The following is a 21,584-nucleotide window of genomic DNA, read 5'->3' on the forward strand; positions in this document are numbered from 1 at the left end:
TTGCATTAACTTTTATGAGAAATAGTAATATAATAAATTTATAACTATTTGATTATTAATTTATTAAATAATACTAAAACGTTTTAAGATGTGTACTTTTTACACTAAGTATTTTTTTTCCCGAAAAAATGGGAACGTTCCCGATTTTTATTAGATTTTCATCCCATTTATCGGGAACGTTCCCGATAAATATTGGAAATTCTGCGTATTTTACACTAAGTGACAATTTTTTTTATCAAAAATCACTCTGGAATTTACCCCTAAAAAGCTGTAAAAACTAGGAATTAGAAGTGGATTTCCTAAGCACAATTTTAGACTTCAACACCACCTGTTTTGGCTTAAGACTGTCTGCCTCTCCATCTAACATTTCGAACAACAAATTTGCAGCTGTTTCGCCGATTTCAATTGCAGGTTGGGTAATTGATGTTAACGATGGATTGAGTAATGGCGCGATTTCCAGACTAGAGAAACTGATTACCTTTAACTCTTCTGGAATTTTAATGTCTAGCTCATAACACGCGTAATAAGTGGCAAAAGCCAATCGCTCCACCGAAGCAAAAATCCCTTCTGGTTTTAAATGTGTCAATACATCAATTAAAATCAGCCGATTTTCCTCGTAATTATTGCTACAATCGATGACCAACTCTTCATCAAAATCAATCCGATGCTTTTCTAATGCATCTTTATAACCCTGCATACGCGTTTTGCCAATAGATAGATTTTTATTTACTACCAAATAGGCAATCTTCTCACAACCCTGCTCTATTAAATGCGCGGTAGCCATAAAACTACTCTCATAATCGTCTGTTAAGACACGAGCCGTTTGAATGTCTTCATAAACCCTATCGAAGAAAACCAAAGGAAGTCTGTTTATCCCTAAATTATTTAAATAATTATGATCATTCGCCTCGCCAGATACAGACATTATAATTCCATCTGCCCTACCGTTGTGCAAGTGGTTAATGAAGTTAACCTCCTTTTCGTAATCGTCGTCGGTTACATAAATTAAAATATGGTATCCATTTTCCCTGGCTACCCGTTCGATGCCGTGTATCGTTTGAGAAAAATAATTATTTGCAAGTTCAGGAACGATTACGGCGATTGTTTTGCTTTTTTGCTCTCGCAAATTGCTAGCGTAGTGGTTTGGTTGATAATTCAACTCCTTTGCTTTAGCCAATATACGCTCTTTTGTAGCCTCACTTATTTCCTTATTTCCCCTAAATGCCCTAGAGATGGTGGAGGTGGATAAGCCCAGAGCCTCGGCAAGCTGTTTGATGTTGATACTATCCATTTGATATTTCAGGCGATATTAAACAAAGTTAATTAGATAACGTTCCTTGTACGGCATTACATCTTTTTTAAAAAAAATTTGTTAACACCCAAAAATCGATAGTCAAATTGCAGACACAAATATATTCCAAATATTAAAAACAAAAGTCCCTAAGTTTGTATTACTACGTATACACCCTATTTTTAAACGCAAAAAAGGGTGGGAAGCATGGAATTATGAACAAAAAAATATTGATTGCAGATGATGATGAAGGGATCGTTGATGCAGTGACCATGATTTTAGAAGTGATGGGCTACGAGGTGGAGTCTACTTATAATGGCGGTGAGGTGTTGGCAGCCGTTGAAAGCCGTCCAGATTTGATTCTTTTAGACATATGGATGAGTGGCTATGATGGAAGAGACATTTGCAAAGCCTTAAAAAGCAATCCAAAATTAAAAGACATCCCTGTATTAATGATTTCTGCAAGCAAAGGAATAGGGCAATCTGCGCTAGATTCTGGTGCGAATGATTTTATGGAAAAGCCTTTTGAAATGGATGTGCTGTTAGAGCGAATAGACCGTTTGATTAATTAAATCTGTTCTCAGAACAAAAAAAAACTTTTAATAGATTAAAATCCAACACCAAATCAAAATATAAGTGCGCAAACTTTTTTTGGGCTATTCTCCGCTCCTTATATGGGTCAAAATCGAGTCTCCTACAAATTGATCTTTTGATTATTTAAAGAACCAGGTGATTGATTAATGAATGAGCGGTTTTGAACATTTAATGTGTTTCGAAAGCACAAGAAACAACTTTCAAGGTGCGTTTATTGTCTCTTAAAAATTAATTTTTTTAGGACATTCGAAGTACGCTCACGCCCTACAAAGTTTTAAAGTCCTTTTTTGGCACAGCCTCAACTTAGGTTTTCCGCCCAATGTATTTGTGTTCGATTCAGTAATTGACAGATGAAATAGTCTGCAAATCTATCTAGAGGGTATTTAAGCTTCGCTCAAAACTTTGTGCAGATTACACCAAGAAAAAAGCCTGAACTATTCTAAGACTTTAGTCTCTTTACTTTACCGCGCGAAACCGTAAACGTTTTGAGGTGGTCTATTAGGGGTTCAATATCAACTTTTTAATTAATTCCCAACTAAAACCTCTAGCAATCCAAAAGCCTTTAAAGGCTTATCCCCGAAATATTAAAATAAAATACTATATTTTTACATCTTAAATTATACTTAAAGCGCGCTCTTACCATCTTTTATACATGTCAATAAATCAATTAAATAGGCTGAATAAACGCCATTTTAAAGAAAAAAATACTTTTTGGCCCGAATGGATTGGTAGCGCTTCCAATTTCTCTTTAGAGTGTCGCATATTCCATTCGATTACAATTTGTTTAATTGTTTTGGACATTTTATACATTCCCTATAATTTGCATGCAGGCCTTTATACAGCGGCTATTTCTAATGTTTTAATCGGTTTATTCTTTTCTTATCAATATTACCAATCAAGATATCGAGGCAAATCCCATAGTAACATTGCTTTTGGTTTAATAGGCATATTGCTTTTTGGTGTTAATTATTTTCTAATGTCTGGGATTGATGGTTCTACCGATTTGATTTGGCCAGTTTACCTGCTATTTATCCTTGCAATCTCTCCTTACAATCAGCACTTTAAATGGTTAGTCCTGTATTTAATTTCCTTTTTTATCATCCATCTTCTTGCATATAAATTTCCTTTTTTGGTGCAGCACCCTTTCCTTGCCGGTAGAGATCAATTTTTAGACCGGGTAACGGTATTTCCTATTCCTATCGTAGTTATTTATTTCATTATCACTTTTATTAGGAAGCGTTACGATAAAGAAAAAAAAGTAACGGAAGAAAAGTCATTTGCGTTAAAAGCAAGTAACGAACAGATTTTACTACAGAAAGACCAGCTTGAGCAAAGCAACTTGGAGAAAAACAAGTTGTTGTCTATCATATCACATGATCTTCGTTCGCCACTCATCAACATACAAACCTATTTAGAACTACTGCATAAATATGATTTAGGCAGTAAGGAGCGCGCGGGCTTGGAGAAAACTTTGCTTACATCTACCAGTCATGCCATCGAAATGCTTTCCAACTTGTTGAACTGGTCAAAATCTCAAATGGATGGTGCGAATGTACACCTCAAAGATGTGAATCTTCTCGACACCTTAACCACTACATTGGAAATTGAGAAAATCCATGCTGCTAAAAAAGAAATTACGCTCAGCTATCAAATACCCTCGGCAATTTTGGTGACGGCTGATGTTGACATGCTGCAACTGGTTATCCGTAACCTGCTCAGCAATGCCATTAAATTCACACCGAACGGAGGCTGGATCCAGATTAAAGCAGCATTAAATGGGAACGAATGTAAAATTATGGTGAAAGATAATGGAAAAGGTATTCCCGAAGATAAACGGGAAAAGATTTTCAGTATTAAAGCACAACCCGATTATGGTACAAATAATGAAAAAGGCGTAGGCTTAGGTTTAGCCTTATGCAGAGAATTTACAGAACGACAAGGAGGAAGAATCAGTTTTGAAAGTACAATGGAACAAGGGTCTAGCTTCTTCGTTGTTCTGCCGGCGGTTAAAACTCAGATTAGTAAAGCCTCAAAAAAGAATTAATATAGAAGCAACAGTCTAACTACCTTTTTAAGTTAAATATTATTTTGTTTTTGATAAGCGATGATGTTGCTATTTTTAATCTTTTGATTTTTAAGGCAGGTTATTCTTTGGCTTTCTCATGTTGAAACAGGCGCAACTGTAACGGAAATTGATAATTGCCTAATGAATGGCATGCCTTTAAAACCACCAGAACTAAGCAATGAACCTGCCCATTTAACAAGCTCATTTTGGTAGGGCCGCTAAATCAGTGGAGTAAACACTCTATGGCTTTCTATTTTCTCCGATATTGGCTCACAAGAACGTTAGATCTCTTCAGGTGTGATTGAAATTTAACTGACTTCTGACACCTCACTACTGATTTCTCTTTACTGCGCGCTCAAATTTCTGTAAATTTGACTTACATGGCAGATGCTGTTTCCCAACCCATCAGAAAAATCATACACGTAGACATGGATGCATTCTATGCTTCCGTAGAACAGCGTGATTTTCCAGAATATCGAGGCAAGCCGCTTGTTGTCGGCGGTCAGCCAGACAGCAGAGGTGTGGTTGCGGCAGCAAGTTATGAAGCGCGCCAATATGGAATAAAATCTGCAATGCCATGCAGTCAAGCCTATCGATTATGCCCAACAGCCATTTTCGTTTATCCAAGATTTGAAGTATACAAAGAAGTTTCTAAAAGTATCCGCGCCATCTTTTTTCGGTACACAGACTTGGTAGAACCGCTTTCTCTAGACGAAGCTTATTTAGATGTGACCGAAGATAAACTAGGTATAGGTTCTGCTTTAGAGATTGCTAGAAATATTAAAAGAGATATTAAATATGAGCTTGCCTTAAATGCATCAGCAGGTGTGTCTACTAATAAATTTGTTGCAAAAGTAGCTTCAGATTTAGAAAAGCCCGACGGCCTGACTTTTATCGGCCCCTCTAAAATTAAGGGCTTTATGGAACGGTTGCCGATAGAGAAATTTTATGGCATTGGTAAAGTTACTGCAGCAAAAATGAAAGCCATGCAGATAGTTACGGGAGCGGATTTAAAGAGACTTTCAGAAGCGCAACTTAAAGCCATTTTTGGTAAAGCCGGAGATTATTACTACCATGTGGTTAGGGGAATAGACCACCGACCGGTTAGGCCACACAGAGCAACAAAGTCTGTAAGTGTGGAAGATACGTTGCCAGAGAACACAAGTGACTATGTGGTGCTGAGTGCTATTTTAGTACAGCTTAGCGAAACACTCTCCACCCGTTTGCGCAAACAATTTTTACAGGGAAGAACAATTACCCTAAAAGTAAAATTCGGCGATTTTACCATCATCACTAGGAGCAAAACCATAAGTGTAGCTGTGAACGAACAAACGCATATTCTGAGTCATGTTGCAGAACTATTGAGTTTTGTAGAACTAAAAAACAAAGAAGTGCGCTTATTGGGCATTTCGATTTCCAGTTTTAAAGAAAAAAACCAGACCGAAGCGCAGATTATCCAATTAGAATTCGATTTCTAGCGGTTGAGCAAAATTAAAAAAGCGCTGCCACAACAACGCTTTTAAGCTGACGGTTTTGAAGCAATAAATTTATTTATTCATCTCTTTTTCAAGCATTTTCATAAAGAAACCACCAACCACACTACGCGCTTTAAAATTCTCTCTAATGCCGGTGTTAGAGTCGTAGAAATCATTTAATGGCACCCTCGACTCTGTTTCTAAAGCAAACTTATAAACTGGATCAATCAGCTTTTCGAAATCTTGCTGAGTCGGCGCGAAAGTGGCCGTCCATAAAATCCAATCGTTTTTGGTGTACGCTTTCCTGCTGTCGAGCGGTAAGCCAAATTTATTTTGTTTGCCTAGATAATAGTTAACCTCAGTATCGTAAACACTTTGCGGAAAAAGCTTCAAATCCAATACTTTGTCCCAAACTAGATTGTACTTTTGGCTCCAAGTATTTTTATCATTGAATGTCAACGCATAATGGTCCCCTGCATCGGCCATCTGCATCCACTTCTTAACCATGCCCTCTGCAATGGCTCTGTATTTATTTGCCGTTTCGGTTTTACCAAGTGTTTCTGCCATTTGTGCATAACATGCAATTCCGACAATCGCTTTTATGGATAAATTTGCATTTCTCGCCAAGTGTCCAGCGAAATCATCTGTACAAAGTTGTGTTTTAGGATCTAATCCTTCTTGACTTAAATAGTTGGCCCAGATTGATAATGTTTTCCAATGTTTGTCTGCATATTTTGCGTTTCCCTGGGCCTTGGCGATTGCCGCTGTAAGAATAATCATATTGCCCGACTCTTCTATCGGCATTGGTTCCCCATAGGTCTGTCCGTTGGCAAGTGGATAGGTACCTAAATCGTGGGCTGCCCAGGGATGAGGATATTTTCCTGTTTCACTAAAATGAAAAATACCGTTTAACATTCCCTGCAGAAGCTGTGGATTGTAGATTAGATATAACGGCGCAGACGGGTAAGTAACATCCACCGTGTTGATGAAACCGCCACTATTATTTTCCTTTGACAACCATAAAATTTCGTGACCCGGACTTCGAACCAAGGCATGTGCTGCAATACTTTGACGATAAGCTAATACGCAAAGATCTGCATATTTTTTACCACCTGCGCTCATGGCCTCCGCGTACATGCTTTTGTTAAAGTCATCGCATTTTTTTAAGACAGATGCGTAGTCGGTATAAGCATCAGTCAATTGGCTTTCTATGGTTTCCTTTCCAGAGGTGTTCCACCAAGGCCTTAGTTTGGCATTAAAATATTCAACGGCATAGATCTCATCATAGCCTAACTCAATCATCTTTTCTACCGGCTTTTTACCCACTGATCCAAAGGACAATACAGTATTTAAAGAAAGCATCGTTCCAGACTTCGCGGTAGTGGTTGTTCTATTGTTAACGAATGTGCTCACCGCTTCTTTTTGGCTGGTAATAAATTGAACGGCGTCGCGGCTTTTGGGTACTGCCACGCAGAAATAGCCCCAGTCAATTCTTCTATCGTCGCCAGTTTTTTGTAAAATGGGCTGCTCTACCGTTCCAGCTTTCAGGATGGAAAGTTTTGCAGTGCTATACTGTTTTGTATTCACTTTTTGACTAGACTGATCTACCGCGATATCTGTAGATGCGCCTAGAAATACCTTCACCTGGTGGTTTTCTCCATCGTTTGCATCTACTGAGTAAGACACATAAGAAACTGGTCGGGCTAAAATCCCCAGATCATTTAGCAAAAGTGGAGAGGTAAATGTTAATTTTAAATTTATTGCACCACAAGTAAATTTATAAATGGTTTGAGTCGCATTTAGATCAACGCTTGCTTGTTTTGCCAATTGCATTGGTTTTCCCTTGTCTTCTATTTTCTCTACCAAACCGAAATCTAGATACCGGCCGCCAGCACTGTTCATTAAATGGATGGCAAGTACATTTTTTCCGTCTGTTAATGACGCTACTTTACCAAGAGGAATCAACTCAAAACTATTGGTCCAACCTTGCTTTTTATAAACTCGCTTGCCGTTCAAAAACACTTCGACATTATCGTCGTGATTTAATTTTAGAAATAGATTCTTTAAATTCTTCACACTAGACAATTCAAAAGTTCTTCTTACCCAAATATTATCACTGTTCCACAGGGTCTTTACGTCTTTCGGATTATCCCCAATGGGAGACTTGCCTACCTTCCAACCCTTTACATCAAAATTGATATTAGTCCAATCTTTTTTGGGCTCTTGTTCTGTATAATTAACATTGAAGGCAGCCTCGTCGGTTGCAGGAAGAACGGTTTTATAATTGATTGTCTCAGCCCCCATAAACCGATACACATTTCCATCGACGCTGATTAAGCCAAGTAAGGACTGGTCTTTGCCGGTCCAATGGGCTGTGTTGGATTCGTTCAGTTTATCCGTATTGGACCAAATGCTAAAGTAGGTATCGTGTGTTATTAAGGGATAAGAGGGTGCTTTTCGTTCTTGTGCAAATGCTGTAAGGCAACAGGTTGTAAAGAAAATCAGCGAAGACAATTTAAGGTTTCGTGTGTGTTTCATTTTTGCTTTTTGATTTGTTGTAAATGATCAAATTTCTCATCGATCGATAATAAAAAAATACCCGAGCACTTGAACCCAGGTATCACCATTAATATTGTTAATTAAAATAAGTGTTAGGCTCTCCTTTTTATTAGGCGTCCATTCTGCCATTTGAAAGAGCCTTGATCCCTTATTTGCTTTAAATTAAATTTAATTAATAAATTGTAACTTACAATATCAATTAGCTTGTAAGTTACATGTTAATTATCGGGATTTTGGAAAACATCAAAATGATTTTTGCACCCAATCTATTGGTTTCTCCCATTCGATCCAATAATTGCGCGGGAAATCTAATTTTCACCATTAATATCCCGCAACGGATAATGTAGATTTCCTGAAGATGCTTTTCAAGAAAAACGAATATCGCCCAAAAAGAAAAATAATTTAACAAAAATGATCTATATTATCCGCGAACAGTATAAATAAGTGATATTTTTTCTAAAAAAAAAGACATGATTTTCATCATGTCTTCCTATATCACTCAAGACTAAAAAACTATTTTAATTATTTGTAAGTCTTATACAATTTCATGCTATTGAGTCTAAAATTTTGACAATTGGCTTCCATGGTGGCAGAAAATCCTAATGACACTTTGCTTGCGTTCGCAATCGTCATGCCAACTACAACATCAAGGGGCTGTGTACCGGTAAAACGGTAGTAAGATCCAACTGGTTTTGTAGGCACATCATTCACATCTGGTAGCATTCCACCCTCTGCCATGACCATGTAGGAGTTCCCTGGGCCATTAATCGTGTAATCATTGAAATTTGCACTCATATAATACGTGCCTGCTTTCAAATCCAACGTTTGGTATATTTTACCGTTGGTAATAAAGGCTTCACCACACCAAGATTCCATTGACATATTATCCCCGTCCACGCTACCCTGGTTATTAGGTCTCTGCTTAACAGCGTCGGTTACTGTCCAATCAGCTAAAACACCCCATCTGCTATCTTTTGATATAGTTTTAAAAGGCCTATTGACGTTTCGAAGGTAACTATCTGTAATCTCTACTAAAGAGCCGCCGGTTGTCACCTTTCGTGTTAACTGAACAACAGAACCTTTTGCAGTGACCAAATCTAAAGTTGCATCAAAAAATTTATTGGGAATGTATGTTTTTTCCGGATTTGCATCTGTTGAAGTGGTACCATCATGGAACGTCCATTTAAATGACTTAATAGTTGCCTTAGTGTCCGACGAAAATTTTACTGTATTTGCAACTGCAGTTTTTTCAGCGAAAAAATTCGCAACGCTGTCAGCAACAATTTTTATCGTAAGCAACTTCTTTGCAGTAGATCCATCTGCGCTGGTTGCCTTTAAGGTTACGTCGAAAATTCCTGGTTTAAGATAAACGTGTTCTGGCGAAACCGCTGTCGAAAGGCTATCATCACCAAAGCGCCATTCCAATTCTTTATAATCTTTGGATGTATTTTCAAATTTAAAAGTAAAAGGGTCGTCACCCGGCACAATGGCATAATCTACGAGTGGTCGATTTACACTTACCGGATCGACTTGAACATCGCCTTTCTTAGAACATGACAACAATGCCACAGTGCAGAAAAATAACACAAACGAAATGAGTAACTTATTCATGATTCTGATTTTTATTTTTATAAAAAATTTATTCTCGGACAAACGCTACTAAAAGCCTTAATTCTTTCTAGTAAAAGCCATCCCTTTAAAATCATACGCTCCCACATTCATAAAAAACTTAAGGATATGACTTCCTTTAGTGAGGTGTACCATAGACAAATTTGGTCTTAAATCTCCGTAAGCACCTGGCGTTTGATTACTTGCCAAAATACCACTGATATTTACATCATCCATAAATAAACTATATCGGCCATTCGTACCGGGGGCACCTATAATTGCGTTAAACTCATAATCACCTGTTTCTTGAACAACAACACTATAAGTCAGCCATTCGCCATCGCCAGTCCATCCAACAACATATTCAGGTGCGTTACCGCCTATATCTACTTCATCGGGTCTTCTAAAATCGCCTCCGTCTCTGCCACCATTATCGTGGTATGCTACACCTTCCCCACCCATATCGTAATAGGCCGCAAAAATGGTTGGAGATGTCTGACCAATTACACCAGAAATGGTAAATGGAGTTCCATTATATGGTCTGAATTTATCTTGCTCAAACACAACAACAACCGTTTTCTTAAGTGGGCTAATTTGAAACTTAGAAGGACTAGATAAGGTAAGTGCTAAAGCCACTTTCCTTCCCTTGATTAACATCAATTCTTTGAAATTTACCAGCAAATTAACACTAGCCGTATTTTTACCCGCTGCAAATGTGGTCTTTCCGACTTCCGTAGTGAAATTTTTAGCCGCCATCAAAACCGTATTTTGAAGCGTACCATTGCTCAACAGTGTATTTAACGTATCTGTATTTTTTACAGCTTCGACAGTAAAAGACGCGCCCGCCTCACCAGATAATACCAATGCTAAAGGAATAGACATATTTTGAGACCCCATAGAGTACTTAATCGTACCAGGGACATTTATAATACTTCCAGCATCACTAAAACTAACATAGTGCACATTTTGAGGAGCAATTGTCATTCCCGTATTAATAAGAACAATGGTGGTGCTTTTATTCGGTGAAAGCATATTTCCCTTCTTAGGGTCTATCAATTTAACTGCTAGAGCAACTTCTTTCCCGTAATTTAATTCCATAAAAGTACGGCTAACAACAAGGTCAAAACTCACGCTCTTCACCCCGAAGGCTACGTCAACGACTGGAGGAAGTGTAAATTGACCTTGATCTAAAGCCACCGTGCCCGCCGGCAATTTTCCTGCACTTATCAGTGTTCCAATTGTATCAGTAAGCCCAGCTAATTGCACGCTAAATGCCTGTGGAGACGCTCCAGAAAAGCTGATTTTTACCGGAATTACTAATTTGTCATTGTCGAGCGTTGCTACTGTGGTATCACTAATTTTTGTCATTTCATCAACCGTAAGGCTTACGTTATGTAAGTCTTGATTGACGATTGCTTTAGAAATAAGTTCGCGCTTACACGAGGCCATAAACAACATTATGACTAAAAAACCGATGTTCGTATATAAAATTACTCTTTTCATGATGAGATCTTTGTATTAGTTACTTTATCCGCCGAATCTATAAACCTATAATTTCGGCGGCTCAATATTAATTTGAAATCCAAACCCGCCCATCAAGCCCCCAACTGTCTTGACGTGGAATGTTAAACCAGCTTAAAATTTGGGTTGGAATGTCAGAATTTTTAGGAACTAAGTTACCCACACTTGCATTGCTAGGTGAGCAAATCAGATCTGTAAAACTTTCCCATTGATAAGGTCCTTGAAGCTGAAAATCGGCTGCAAAAGGGCCTTTATCTACAAACTTATCTCCTTGGCCTTCTATCATCGGCCAATATCCAACTAAATAATCATAATAAGGATGACTTTCATCCATAGTCGGATCGCAGGCATACTGTTTAATTACAGCCTCTGGAAGTGCTGTTTTCCAAATTTTAAATTCAGACATTTGAAGGTTTAGAATACCTTTGTTGCCGTCGATATCACCCGGTACCCAACCCAAAGTTAAAGGATCCATATTGTCATAATTGGGATTACCAGAAAGGCGGAAATCGTTCTTTGACGGCTGGGTAACAGAGGCGCCATCTTTATTGGTAATGCCTTTTACACCATCTGTATATAACCTGATGTACCTAAAACCATCTGCTTTCTTCTCTACAACAAAAGTAAGGTCATGCCAGGTATCTCCGCTAAACTCTAAACCTCCAACTTCATCGCCGTTGGAGTTATTTGGCCCACCTGCTCCAAAGAACCTCCAACCGTTATAAAACAAACAAATGTTCCATCCAGCATTGCCCCAACTGCTGTTTTCCCTTTTACCTAAAATAGATGGCCACTGATACCAGTAATCACCCTGAGACCTATCAACTGTTTTTCCCTTCTTCACCTTGATTGAAACTGTAAAGTCAGAATTCGCTCCAAAGTTAAACTGTTGATTGGATATTGCCTGATTTAGCTTTGCTTTGACAGCATCATTATTTTGTCCTTTAAACCGAATCGCAGAACCAGAATACGTATTACCTAAGAACGGACGCCCGATAAAAGTAGGCTTATAACTCTGGTTGCTAAAAATTGTAAAAGTATTTGCATTGGTATTACTGAACAGTGTCTTGTCATCATCTGCTACAGGAAGCTTGAATTCACCACCTCTATTCGACGTTACGATGATCAACCAATTTTCATTATTATAAGTACTTCTTGCCTTAAGGGCGGTCAGTATCTCTCCAACCTGTGTGTCGAACGTATTAATTGCAGCTTTGTAGCCTGGATACTGATTGTCAAAGCCGTCTTTTGTACCAGCTTTTTCAATAGCACCGAACTGACCAACAATGATGGAAGCACTATCTGTTTTCAAAAAACTAACGATGCGATCTTTAACAGCTACATCATTTCCCTCAAAACTTTCTGATACATCTGTACCGCCCGTTAAATTGTTTTTAAATGCGCTAGAAGCTGCAAATGAAACCATCCGGAAGTTTGTTTTGATAGACTTTATATGTTGAAAAATAGAAGGATAATCGCCCAGCTTATTCCCAGCAAAATCTGGAGTTAACACCCCATGTTTTTCCTTTTTAACACCAGTGATCATATCCGCCCAGTTGGTTGCATCGTTTTTCGATGTATCACTAACCGAATTCCAAGAATATATTGAATTCTTGATTAGTTCACTAATGACAGGCGTTTTTGCGTCCCTTACAGAGGAACCTCGCGCCCCATCTGCAATTAGATAAAGAACCTTCGGAACCTTATAAGATTGAGGAGAACCATCTGGAGAATTTGGAATAACTTTTTCAAACTGCTTATTGCAGGACGTTGCAAACAAAATTACCAGAAGGCAAAATGCAGCACTAACTCGATTTTTTATTTGGAAATGTTTCATATACTTAATTTATTAGGATTCTGCGTCTATTTATCAATAAATTTATAATAAACACGTTCTATTCTAAAGTTACACGTACAATGTTATAAGCAGGCTGATTGTCAAAAACGGAAAATCTGCCGACAATTAACAATGCACGTTTATTATCTTCTGATTTGGTCTCTTTCACATCTGAAATGTAACCTAGCACATTTCCTATCGTGTTATAACCATCTGCAAGCTCGCCTTTAGTATTCAAGATTAACAAACCTTGTTTATTCACACCATCGTATGTTTTAAAGTCACCACCAACTACAATCAAACCATCATTCAATTGTTTAGCATAAGAAGGAAATCCTCCGGTAAATACTTTAGGTGTAAAGGTTTCATCAATAGAACCATCGTAGTTTAGCAATAACATACTTACGAAAGGCACACCATTAAAGCTTTTGAAAGCACCAACAATTGTATATTTTTTTGTGATGTCGTTATAATTCACATTATATATATAATAATCTGCTCCCGTACCCACATTGAAAGAATTGTCTATCGTACCATCTGCATTTAAGCGTACAATGTAACCGGCAGCCTTGTCGTCAAATTTAGAAAACTGACCGTAAGCAACAATTTTACCATCGGTATGCATAATCGTAGATAGACGACCCGTTGCGCCTGGCAAACTTTTCCCCTTTAAGCCTTTATAACCAATGGCATTATTATCAAACCGCCATGTCTTATCCAAGCTGCCATCTTGGTTAAACCTAACCAATTGGCGAACATCTACACTATCCAAAATGGTACTGTCCTTTAAATTCCGTGACGGCTGATCGTAACGCCTGCTAAGGTAGTAGCTAAAATCACCTGTCGCGATAATCTTATTCTGGTAGGAATAAACACTTTGTATGTTGCCATCTGTACCGCCATTAAATGCAGTAGCAAACTTTAGCCGACCTGTATAAGTTGTAGCTAATACCGTGTCGATAACACCATTTGTGCCAATCCTCGTAATATTATTAATGCCATCTCCACGTTGTGCATAACCACTAAAGCTCCCTCCAAGATAATACTGACTATTTAAAGTCGCCATGTCTCTTAAAGTTCCATTAGATCCAAAACCAGATTGTAGCGATCGATCTAAAGTTCCATTAGGCAATATTCTAACAATCCGGTTAATGGCTTTAACCACTCCTTTATTATCATAGTTGGTAAAATCACCAAGCAGGAACCAATTCCCTCCTGTTACCTCTACAGCTCTATTGATTGGTCCGTTTGTTCCATTTACCACCTTAAAGGTTGCATCCAATTTTACCAATCCCAAGACAGTAAATTTCGGTCCAAAAACCAATTGACCGTCCACTATAAACGACGTTACACCCGAACTTGCCTTACCCGGAACTTTTACCTCAATTCCACTATCCGTTATTTTTACAATTTCAGCAACCTGTCCATTGAATAAGAAACCTAACTTATCTTTGTGAGCCATCAAACCTGTAGCAGCGATTGTGACCGTTGTGCCCGCAATTCCTGCTGCAGGACTCGGAACTTGTTGTGGATCAACAACTATACCCAGTGGCGCTACTCCCCCAGAATATGGATCATCATAAACTGTTTCTGTTTTCTTACAGCTGCTAATTGATGCGATCAGCAAAACCACTAGTAAAGTAAAATATTTAAATTTCATATGCTTATCGTAAAATATTTTTATTCTTTCGTTTCGATTAATAACTTAAACTCAGACTAAATTTATTATTATTATTATTATTATTATTATTACTTACTTAATACTACATCGGTATAAATTTCTCCGGTAAAACCAAACAGATTTGCACCGAAACTATGTTCTGTGGAACCAATTCTACCACTTGAAACGAACACTGCTAATACATGCACCACCCCATTGCTGGGCTGTATATCAGAAGAAGCAACTGCCACTGGAATGTAATATGATGGCGTCGAGGGATCGGGAATATAAGAGAAAGATAACTGACGGTAACCAGTATATTTTACCCCGTTTACGTCATTATAAACCACACCAATATTCGCCAAATCGCCAGCGTAACTTGTATAAAAGGACCCTGGATAAATGGGCTTTAAATCAAAATCTATTTGCGGATAATCTTTCAATTTATAAACCCCTTTAAAAATATATCTAGACAAGAATTTTTTCCAAATATTTGGATTGATATCTGATAGCACTTTAACAGTATCTTTTCCTAACTCAAACAGCGCCTGATTGACGCCACCTCGCAATTCCGGTCTAACGGCGTTTACCTGACCAATGGTGCGACGTATAACTTCATCTGTCGGAGCAAAAAAGGTGATCTTCTCATCGGTGAATACTTTTTCCATGCCCGCCAGTTTGACAATCTGTGCAATGGTATCAAACTTAGGGTTGGATTGTAAATATTGAAGCACGTTACCATTAAATACTGGGTTTGCCTTTCCACCATCCACATAGTAGTTATCCTTCTTACAGGAATATATCACCATTACTGAAAGCAAAGCCAATAAAGTGAATGGTTTAATGTAGCGATTAATATTTTTCATTTTAATAATTTATTTTTAAGGTAATTGAGTTGTGTGGAACTGCCGAATATTATAACTTGTTTCGCTTTGTTAAAAAACTTTTCCATAGCCCTTTTCCTAACTAAAGACCTGTACCTATCCAATAAGTATTTAAGGTCATATACGGGTTATTTGTCAACGCACTGGCATCAATTGGCCATGTCCATCCTCCTCTGCTAAATTTATCGGCAGAAAGTGGGTTATCCGTCCATTGCTTATTTAAAACTCGGCGAGTCCGCACCAAGTCGAAATAATGACTACCCTCTCCCATCAACTCTTTTGAACGTTCTAAAAATATAGCATCCTTTAAATCCCCATCTGCAGCGCCATTAGGAAACAATGGCGCTAAAGCACGCTGACGCACAACATTTAGATAAGTAATGGCTTCGTCATTCTTGTTTAAATCAGCCAAGGCTTCAGCGCGTAATAAAATTGCATCTGAATAACGCATAATTAAATAAGTATTATCGGGATTTAAATCCAAGTTTGGGTTGTTCGCATCTACAAAAGTATTCAACGCAAATTTTCTTAACTGAAAGGTCTCTGCATTTTGATCAAATGGCGCCACGAACCAAGTCAGTAACCGCTGATCCCCTGCATCAGGATAAAGTTTACGCATATAATCTGATGTAAAAACAGAAAAGCTATAGCGGTGGGTATATTCCGGTTGCTTATAAGGAAAGTGGATAAATGCATCGCCGAACGGTGAATAAGCATTGGCTTGTTCGTAAGGATTATCCAGGTTGTTATTGTAGTTTAAGGTACGAAACAGTTCAAATAAACTCTCATCAGAACGCCCTTTGGCTACGATTGCCCAATCTGATATTGGAAGCAAATGGTAGGCGTTGCTCTGCATAATCTCTGCGCCCAAAGTTGCCGTTTCATTGTAATATCCAGTCCGATTAGCAATGTCAAATCCAGCATTCCACATGTTCATGTTCATTAACAGACCAATAACAGCACCTTGAGAGGCCCTAACACCTTTTTTAGACGGATCTGAAAACGTTACAGGTAAATCATTTCTGAAATCTTTTATGTCTACAATACACTTATTGATTACTTCTACCATATTCATCCTTGGTAAAGGGTTTCGTTGATAAGCATCTGTGTAATAAACCACATCGCCATACAACCGAACCAACTGAAAATAACAAAAACTTCTAATAAAGCGACCCTCGGCATTATAAAGCTTTGCATCCGCTTCGGATAGGTTAGGAATACCTTCTTTAACTTTGTCAACCAATAGATTGGCTTGTTGAATTACCTGATAGTATTCATTCCAAACAGTTAAATCCCTAAAATTGTATCCGCCGATATTAAAGGCATCTAATAAGCGCCGATCATTCACATCTGTAAAGGGTATTGTCTGCTTGTCCGTATTCCCGTTCGGATTTGGGGTTTGCCTAGTATGACCACCAATTAGCGCAGAACCTGACCGACCGTAGCCTCCCTGAGCTGCAGGAATAACTTCTCCAGATCGAAACTCCCCAGTTGCACCAGCAAACGCTGTTCGGGTATACTTGTCAAACAGTTGACCATACATATCGGTAATGTTGGACTCTAAATCCTGTTTAGACTGATAAAAGTTATTACCGGTTAATTTATCAATAGGCGTAATGCTTAAAAACTTTTTACACCCATATTGGGTAAAGCCTACTGTAAGGATAATGCAAATAATATATTTTTTCATATTCAATTCTTTTTAATGCGCCGATTAAAATTCTAAGTTAAAACCAAAATTGTAAGTTCTTGGTACAGGGTAACCACCAGAGGCATCTCTTCCTAAAGCAGAGACCGCTTCCGGATTAGGTCCCGAGTATTTTGAGAATGTAACCAAATTCGACGCCGATGCAGTTACACGAATGTTATTCATTCCAACTCTCTTGGCGATTTTTTTATCGAAAGTATAAGCAAGTGTGGCTTGATTGATTTTCAAATAGCTACCGTCTTCTTGCCACAACCCTTGCTCGTACCGATAAGGATCGGTGAATGCGTTATGTGCGTAATCATATGGATTACCGTAGGTTGCGACGTCGCCCGGAGCCTTCCAAATGTTTAAATCTGCAATTGGAATTACAGCCTTGGTATCAACTCCTTGAACTCCGTCTTTATAACCAAATGGATTAGACAACAGTCTTAACCGGTCTGCCAACGCATTGTTCAATACCGAACGTTTAGCGGTATAAGATGCATAAATGTTAAGCGCGAACTTTTTGTAAGAAATGGTATTTGAAATACCTCCAGTAATCAATGGCTGAGAGTTACCAGAAACCTGAAGGTCTCTTTCATCCAATACATAATCACCGTTGGCATCATAAAGAATCGGATCGCCACCTTGGAAAGAAGTTCGGTAACCACCACCTGCATTCCTATAGCGTAAACCAGTTACCGGATCTACAGGCACCTCTTGAGTGGTTGCGTAAACACCTTTATTGACGTATAAAAAATTAGAAAGACTGTTTCTGCCTACGCGCTGGGCAACGTGTTGGTTAATGCCAGAGGTACGGTCAAACCTAATGTATTGATTGTTATATTCTGCCGGCAACTGCGTCAAAACGTCCGTATTAATCGCTCCATTTACCGAGATTGTCCAATTAACCTTGCTCGTTTTAGACAATGGGCGGCTGGTTAAGGCCAGCTCATAACCGTAATTGGCAATACCTGCGTCATTACTAGTATATTTTTGAAAAGCAAGAGTGTTAGATAAAAAATTGGTAAACAATAAATTATTAACCTTTTTGAAATAAGTATCGAAAATCACGTCCAGTTTGCCATCAAATATACCCAAATCAAAGCCTAAGTTATACTGCGCTACCGTTGTAGGCTTAAGCAAGGGATTTGGAACAAATTCATAATCAATACCCACCCTTGGGTTATTGTTGTAAAATCCATTTGGATTGTAACGGCCATAAATGTCTGTTAAACTTCCATTGGGAAATATATTTTGGCCTACAGTGAATCTTAAATCACCATAATTTAGCCATTTAAGCTTTTCTAGCCAAGGCTCTTTGTAAAAATTCCACTTCAAACCGATGGAGGGATTCTTAGAGTAAGGATCTCTACTACCACTTTTGGAATCTCCATCAATCCGATAGGTCATATCCAAAACAATTTTTTTCTTATAATCGTAGGTAAATGCGGCAGCAAAGGAAGCCGTGTTTTGATCTAAGAAACTTGTTAACACGCCACCCCCCTGAGATCTGTAACCATCATATCCCAATGGACCTTGAAATTGGTCATTCGGGGTTCTTTGCAACAGGGTAATGTCAGATTGACCTTTCTTTACATAGATTTCATTAAACACGTTAAAGAACAAGTTATGCGTGTCATTAAAAGATTTGGAATAAGAGATGTTGTTTCTGTTGTATAAGGTAGAATTGTAATCGAAATAGGAGTAAACTTTAGCAAACTGGCTATTTGCAGCTGCTGGGGTAAACGTATCCTCAGTATTTAAGGTATAATCATAACTGCCCGTGGTACCTACATTTAAACCAGTAAATATTTCGTAGCTAGCTGACACATTTGCACGTATATTCTTTGGCCCCGCATCACTAACCGTTTTCAATGATGAAAGTACACTGTTGGTTGCCTGAAAGAAAGAAGGCCCAGGAAGTAAGGAAGAATTCTGACCATTTGTGGCCACGCCTGTTTGTAACAAGCCAACCCCATCACCTTTCTTAATTTTACCGATAGAACCAGAAATCTGCCCAAAAAACTCAAGTTTCTTAGAAGGCTTATATTGCATGTTCATATTTAAACTATACCGATCAAACCCGGTATTCTTAATTATACCCTTATCAGAATAATAGCCCAAGTTTGATTTATAATTGAACTTCTCGTCACCACCGTCTAAGGCGATGTTGTGACTCTGATTATAGGTATTTTGATAGAAAACACCCTGCCAGTCTGTAGAATTATTATAAAAAGCATTTAGACTATCGGCTAAAAAAGGCGTATTGGAAATAAGATAACCATCATTATAAAGACCGTAATTGTTAATTTGTGCCAATTTAACATCTCTTTCTGACGAACCACCTAAAGTCTGCCGCAACTTCGGAACCGCCTTCATGAAAAAATTGGTAGTATAACGAACCCTTGGGATGGGAGAATTACCTCTAACAGTTTGAATTAAAATTACACCGTATGCACCCCTAGAGCCGTAAAGCGAAGTGGCTGTTGCATCTTTTAATACTTCAATACTCGCAATATCCTCTTGTGGTATTAACGATAATGGGCTAACACCAGGACCTTGTTGTTGAAAGCCAAATTCGGCTGCTTTATCTGCATCCATTGGAACGCCATCAATTACATATAGAGGAGATGTAGGTTGTAGAAAACTTTCATTACCTGAACCTGTTACGTTTAGCGTAGATAAACCACGAATTTGTGTAGAACCCCGCAGACCCGGCGCTCCTGTATTATTCTGAATGTTTAAACCAGCAACCTTACCTTGTAACAATTCCTCAACATTGGCAACTGGATTATCCTGCACTTCTTTGCCACTAATAATGTAAGATGAGCCTGTAGTTTCTTCACGCGTACGTTTTTGATAACCACGAATAACCACTTCAGTCATTGTATTTTTCGTCTCCTGCAAAGACACGTTTGCAACAGTTTGACCAGGTTTTAACTTAACTTTCAGCGTTGTATAACCAACGTAAGAAAAGGTTAACAAAGACCCGTCAGTAACCAAAATAGAATAACGTCCCTTTACATCTGTTGACACATAAGACCCCGGTGGGGTTCCAACACCCACACTCACCGAAACCAATGTTTCCTTGGTTGCAGCATCATACACGGTTCCTTTTACAGCAACTTTCGTTTGAGCAATTAAATCACTGCTCAGTACCATGAAACTGAAAAAAATCGATATTAATATTATTTGTTTTCTCATTGAATTGATTTTTATCGTTAAGATCTTATTCATTGGTAAATTTTGGATTTACGGTTTTAAAGTGAAACACAATTTCCCAATCACCCTTTTCATATATTCTAAAATTCTGGGATATGGTTCCCTTTTCCCGAAGACCACCAAAACCAATACGAGAATAACTGAATTCTACATGTGCCTCTGTTCCACTACCATCTACCCCACCGCTAGTATACCGAGTAGGTATCGCTGCTAAAGGAATAGGGTAAGCCACATCATACTGAACATATTCCTTGGTCATTTTCATATTGAACCCATGAACTACCTGATCCCATTTGGTTTCATTGAACCTTGCGGGATCAATTGCCACTGAATCCTTATTTAAAAATTTAAACCTCAAAGAATTGCCAGTACCACCAGGCACCTTCCGAATGTATAAATAAACAAGCCCTTTGTTATTGTCATTAGTGGTTAATGGCTGATTTGTAGATTCTCCCACCATACCAGAAATGTTTGGAAAATTATGGATCAACGTTTTACCGCCTGGAGTGGTAGTATTTGGTTTACCATTAAATGGATTAATGTCATTATCAGGAAAATATGGACGTTCGATAGACGGAGTTATGGAAAGATCCTTAATAATTCTCGTGCCTCCTGAGTTAGATACCTTGACATCGAAATATCTTTTATCTTGGGGGTTCACTATAGAATCTCGCGGGGCAACCACATCACTTGTGGCTGTATTCCAAACAATGATTTCGCCAGAACCACGAATCTCCACGACTGAATGCTCTTCTAACTTTCGTTTAGCTTCAATTTCAGCCAAGCTGGTTTCTTTTCCGTTGTACTCGGCAGTCCAGACCAGTGTTTGTTTCTTAGTGAGGATGTCATTTGCAGGCCTTCCATCTCCAAAATGTGGGCTTAAAAGTTCAAATTTTATGGGGAAACTTGAGTTATCTGCACTAAAAGCTCCTTGAAATAAAGTCGTTCTGCCCAAAATAGCGGTAAAATCTTTCGTCGTATAATCAAGTTTAGAACTTAAATAATCCTTTTCTTTCGGCAAGTCGAATATTTTACGGCACCCGGAAAAAATTAATACGGCCAATAAAATTGTAACTATCCTATATTTTAATATGTTTTGCATAACATTCTTTAATTTAAATCTCTCATTAGTCTTTAATAGCAATCAATTGTAGTTCGACACCCTTAAGACTAAAAAC

The 21,584-nt window shown here is 38.2% G+C and carries 13 protein-coding genes; 3 read left to right on the forward strand and 10 right to left on the reverse strand.

Going from position 1 to position 21,584, the window contains the following annotated elements:
- Positions 1–277: 277 nt before the first annotated feature.
- The gene (locus tag ACVWYG_RS11535) at positions 278–1,291 is read right to left on the reverse strand and encodes a LacI family DNA-binding transcriptional regulator (protein WP_457270373.1); all 1,014 of its coding nucleotides are present in this window, start codon (positions 1,289–1,291) and stop codon (positions 278–280) included.
- A 215-nt stretch (positions 1,292–1,506) separates the two neighbouring features.
- Here ACVWYG_RS11535 and ACVWYG_RS11540 point away from each other — a divergent pair, with 215 nt between their 5' ends.
- The 3 genes from ACVWYG_RS11540 (at position 1,507) to dinB (ending at position 5,428) form a co-directional block, all read left to right on the forward strand.
- The gene (locus tag ACVWYG_RS11540) at positions 1,507–1,863 is read left to right on the forward strand and encodes a response regulator (RefSeq protein WP_457270374.1); all 357 of its coding nucleotides are present in this window, start codon (positions 1,507–1,509) and stop codon (positions 1,861–1,863) included.
- 674 nt (positions 1,864–2,537) lie between these two features.
- Positions 2,538–3,929, forward strand: a complete 1,392-nt coding sequence (locus ACVWYG_RS11545) for a sensor histidine kinase (protein WP_457270375.1) — start codon at positions 2,538–2,540, stop codon at positions 3,927–3,929.
- Positions 3,930–4,330: 401 nt separating this feature from the next.
- On the forward strand, positions 4,331–5,428 hold the full coding sequence (gene dinB / locus ACVWYG_RS11550) for a DNA polymerase IV (protein ID WP_457270376.1): 1,098 nt from the start codon (positions 4,331–4,333) through the stop codon (positions 5,426–5,428).
- Positions 5,429–5,497: 69 nt separating this feature from the next.
- Here the strand turns inward: dinB and ACVWYG_RS11555 are convergent, their stop codons facing one another.
- From ACVWYG_RS11555 to ACVWYG_RS11595, 9 genes are all read right to left on the reverse strand, one after another.
- Positions 5,498–7,963, reverse strand: coding sequence for a glutaminase domain-containing protein (locus tag ACVWYG_RS11555; protein WP_457270377.1), 2,466 nt, complete (start codon positions 7,961–7,963; stop codon positions 5,498–5,500).
- A gap of 543 nt (positions 7,964–8,506) precedes the next feature.
- Positions 8,507–9,595, reverse strand: coding sequence for a DUF5013 domain-containing protein (locus ACVWYG_RS11560; protein ID WP_457270378.1), 1,089 nt, complete (start codon positions 9,593–9,595; stop codon positions 8,507–8,509).
- Between the two features lie 57 nt (positions 9,596–9,652).
- Complete coding sequence (locus ACVWYG_RS11565) at positions 9,653–11,095, reverse strand: hypothetical protein (RefSeq protein WP_457270379.1); 1,443 nt, start codon at positions 11,093–11,095, stop codon at positions 9,653–9,655.
- Positions 11,096–11,162: 67 nt separating this feature from the next.
- Positions 11,163–12,950 (reverse strand): DUF4983 domain-containing protein, encoded by a 1,788-nt coding sequence (locus tag ACVWYG_RS11570; RefSeq protein ID WP_457270380.1) that lies wholly within the window; start codon positions 12,948–12,950, stop codon positions 11,163–11,165.
- A gap of 58 nt (positions 12,951–13,008) precedes the next feature.
- Entirely contained in the window at positions 13,009–14,610 is a 1,602-nt protein-coding gene (locus ACVWYG_RS11575) for a DUF5008 domain-containing protein (protein ID WP_457270381.1), read from the reverse strand.
- 89 nt (positions 14,611–14,699) lie between these two features.
- Entirely contained in the window at positions 14,700–15,476 is a 777-nt protein-coding gene (locus tag ACVWYG_RS11580) for a fasciclin domain-containing protein (RefSeq protein ID WP_457270382.1), read from the reverse strand.
- A gap of 100 nt (positions 15,477–15,576) precedes the next feature.
- Entirely contained in the window at positions 15,577–17,184 is a 1,608-nt protein-coding gene (locus ACVWYG_RS11585; RefSeq protein ID WP_457270383.1) for a RagB/SusD family nutrient uptake outer membrane protein, read from the reverse strand.
- Positions 17,185–17,208: 24 nt separating this feature from the next.
- Complete coding sequence (locus ACVWYG_RS11590; protein ID WP_457270384.1) at positions 17,209–20,388, reverse strand: SusC/RagA family TonB-linked outer membrane protein; 3,180 nt, start codon at positions 20,386–20,388, stop codon at positions 17,209–17,211.
- Between the two features lie 25 nt (positions 20,389–20,413).
- The gene (locus ACVWYG_RS11595; protein WP_457270385.1) at positions 20,414–21,508 is read right to left on the reverse strand and encodes a DUF5007 domain-containing protein; all 1,095 of its coding nucleotides are present in this window, start codon (positions 21,506–21,508) and stop codon (positions 20,414–20,416) included.
- Positions 21,509–21,584 lie beyond the last annotated feature (76 nt).

The sequence above is a fragment of the Pedobacter sp. UYEF25 genome, assembly GCF_054061655.1.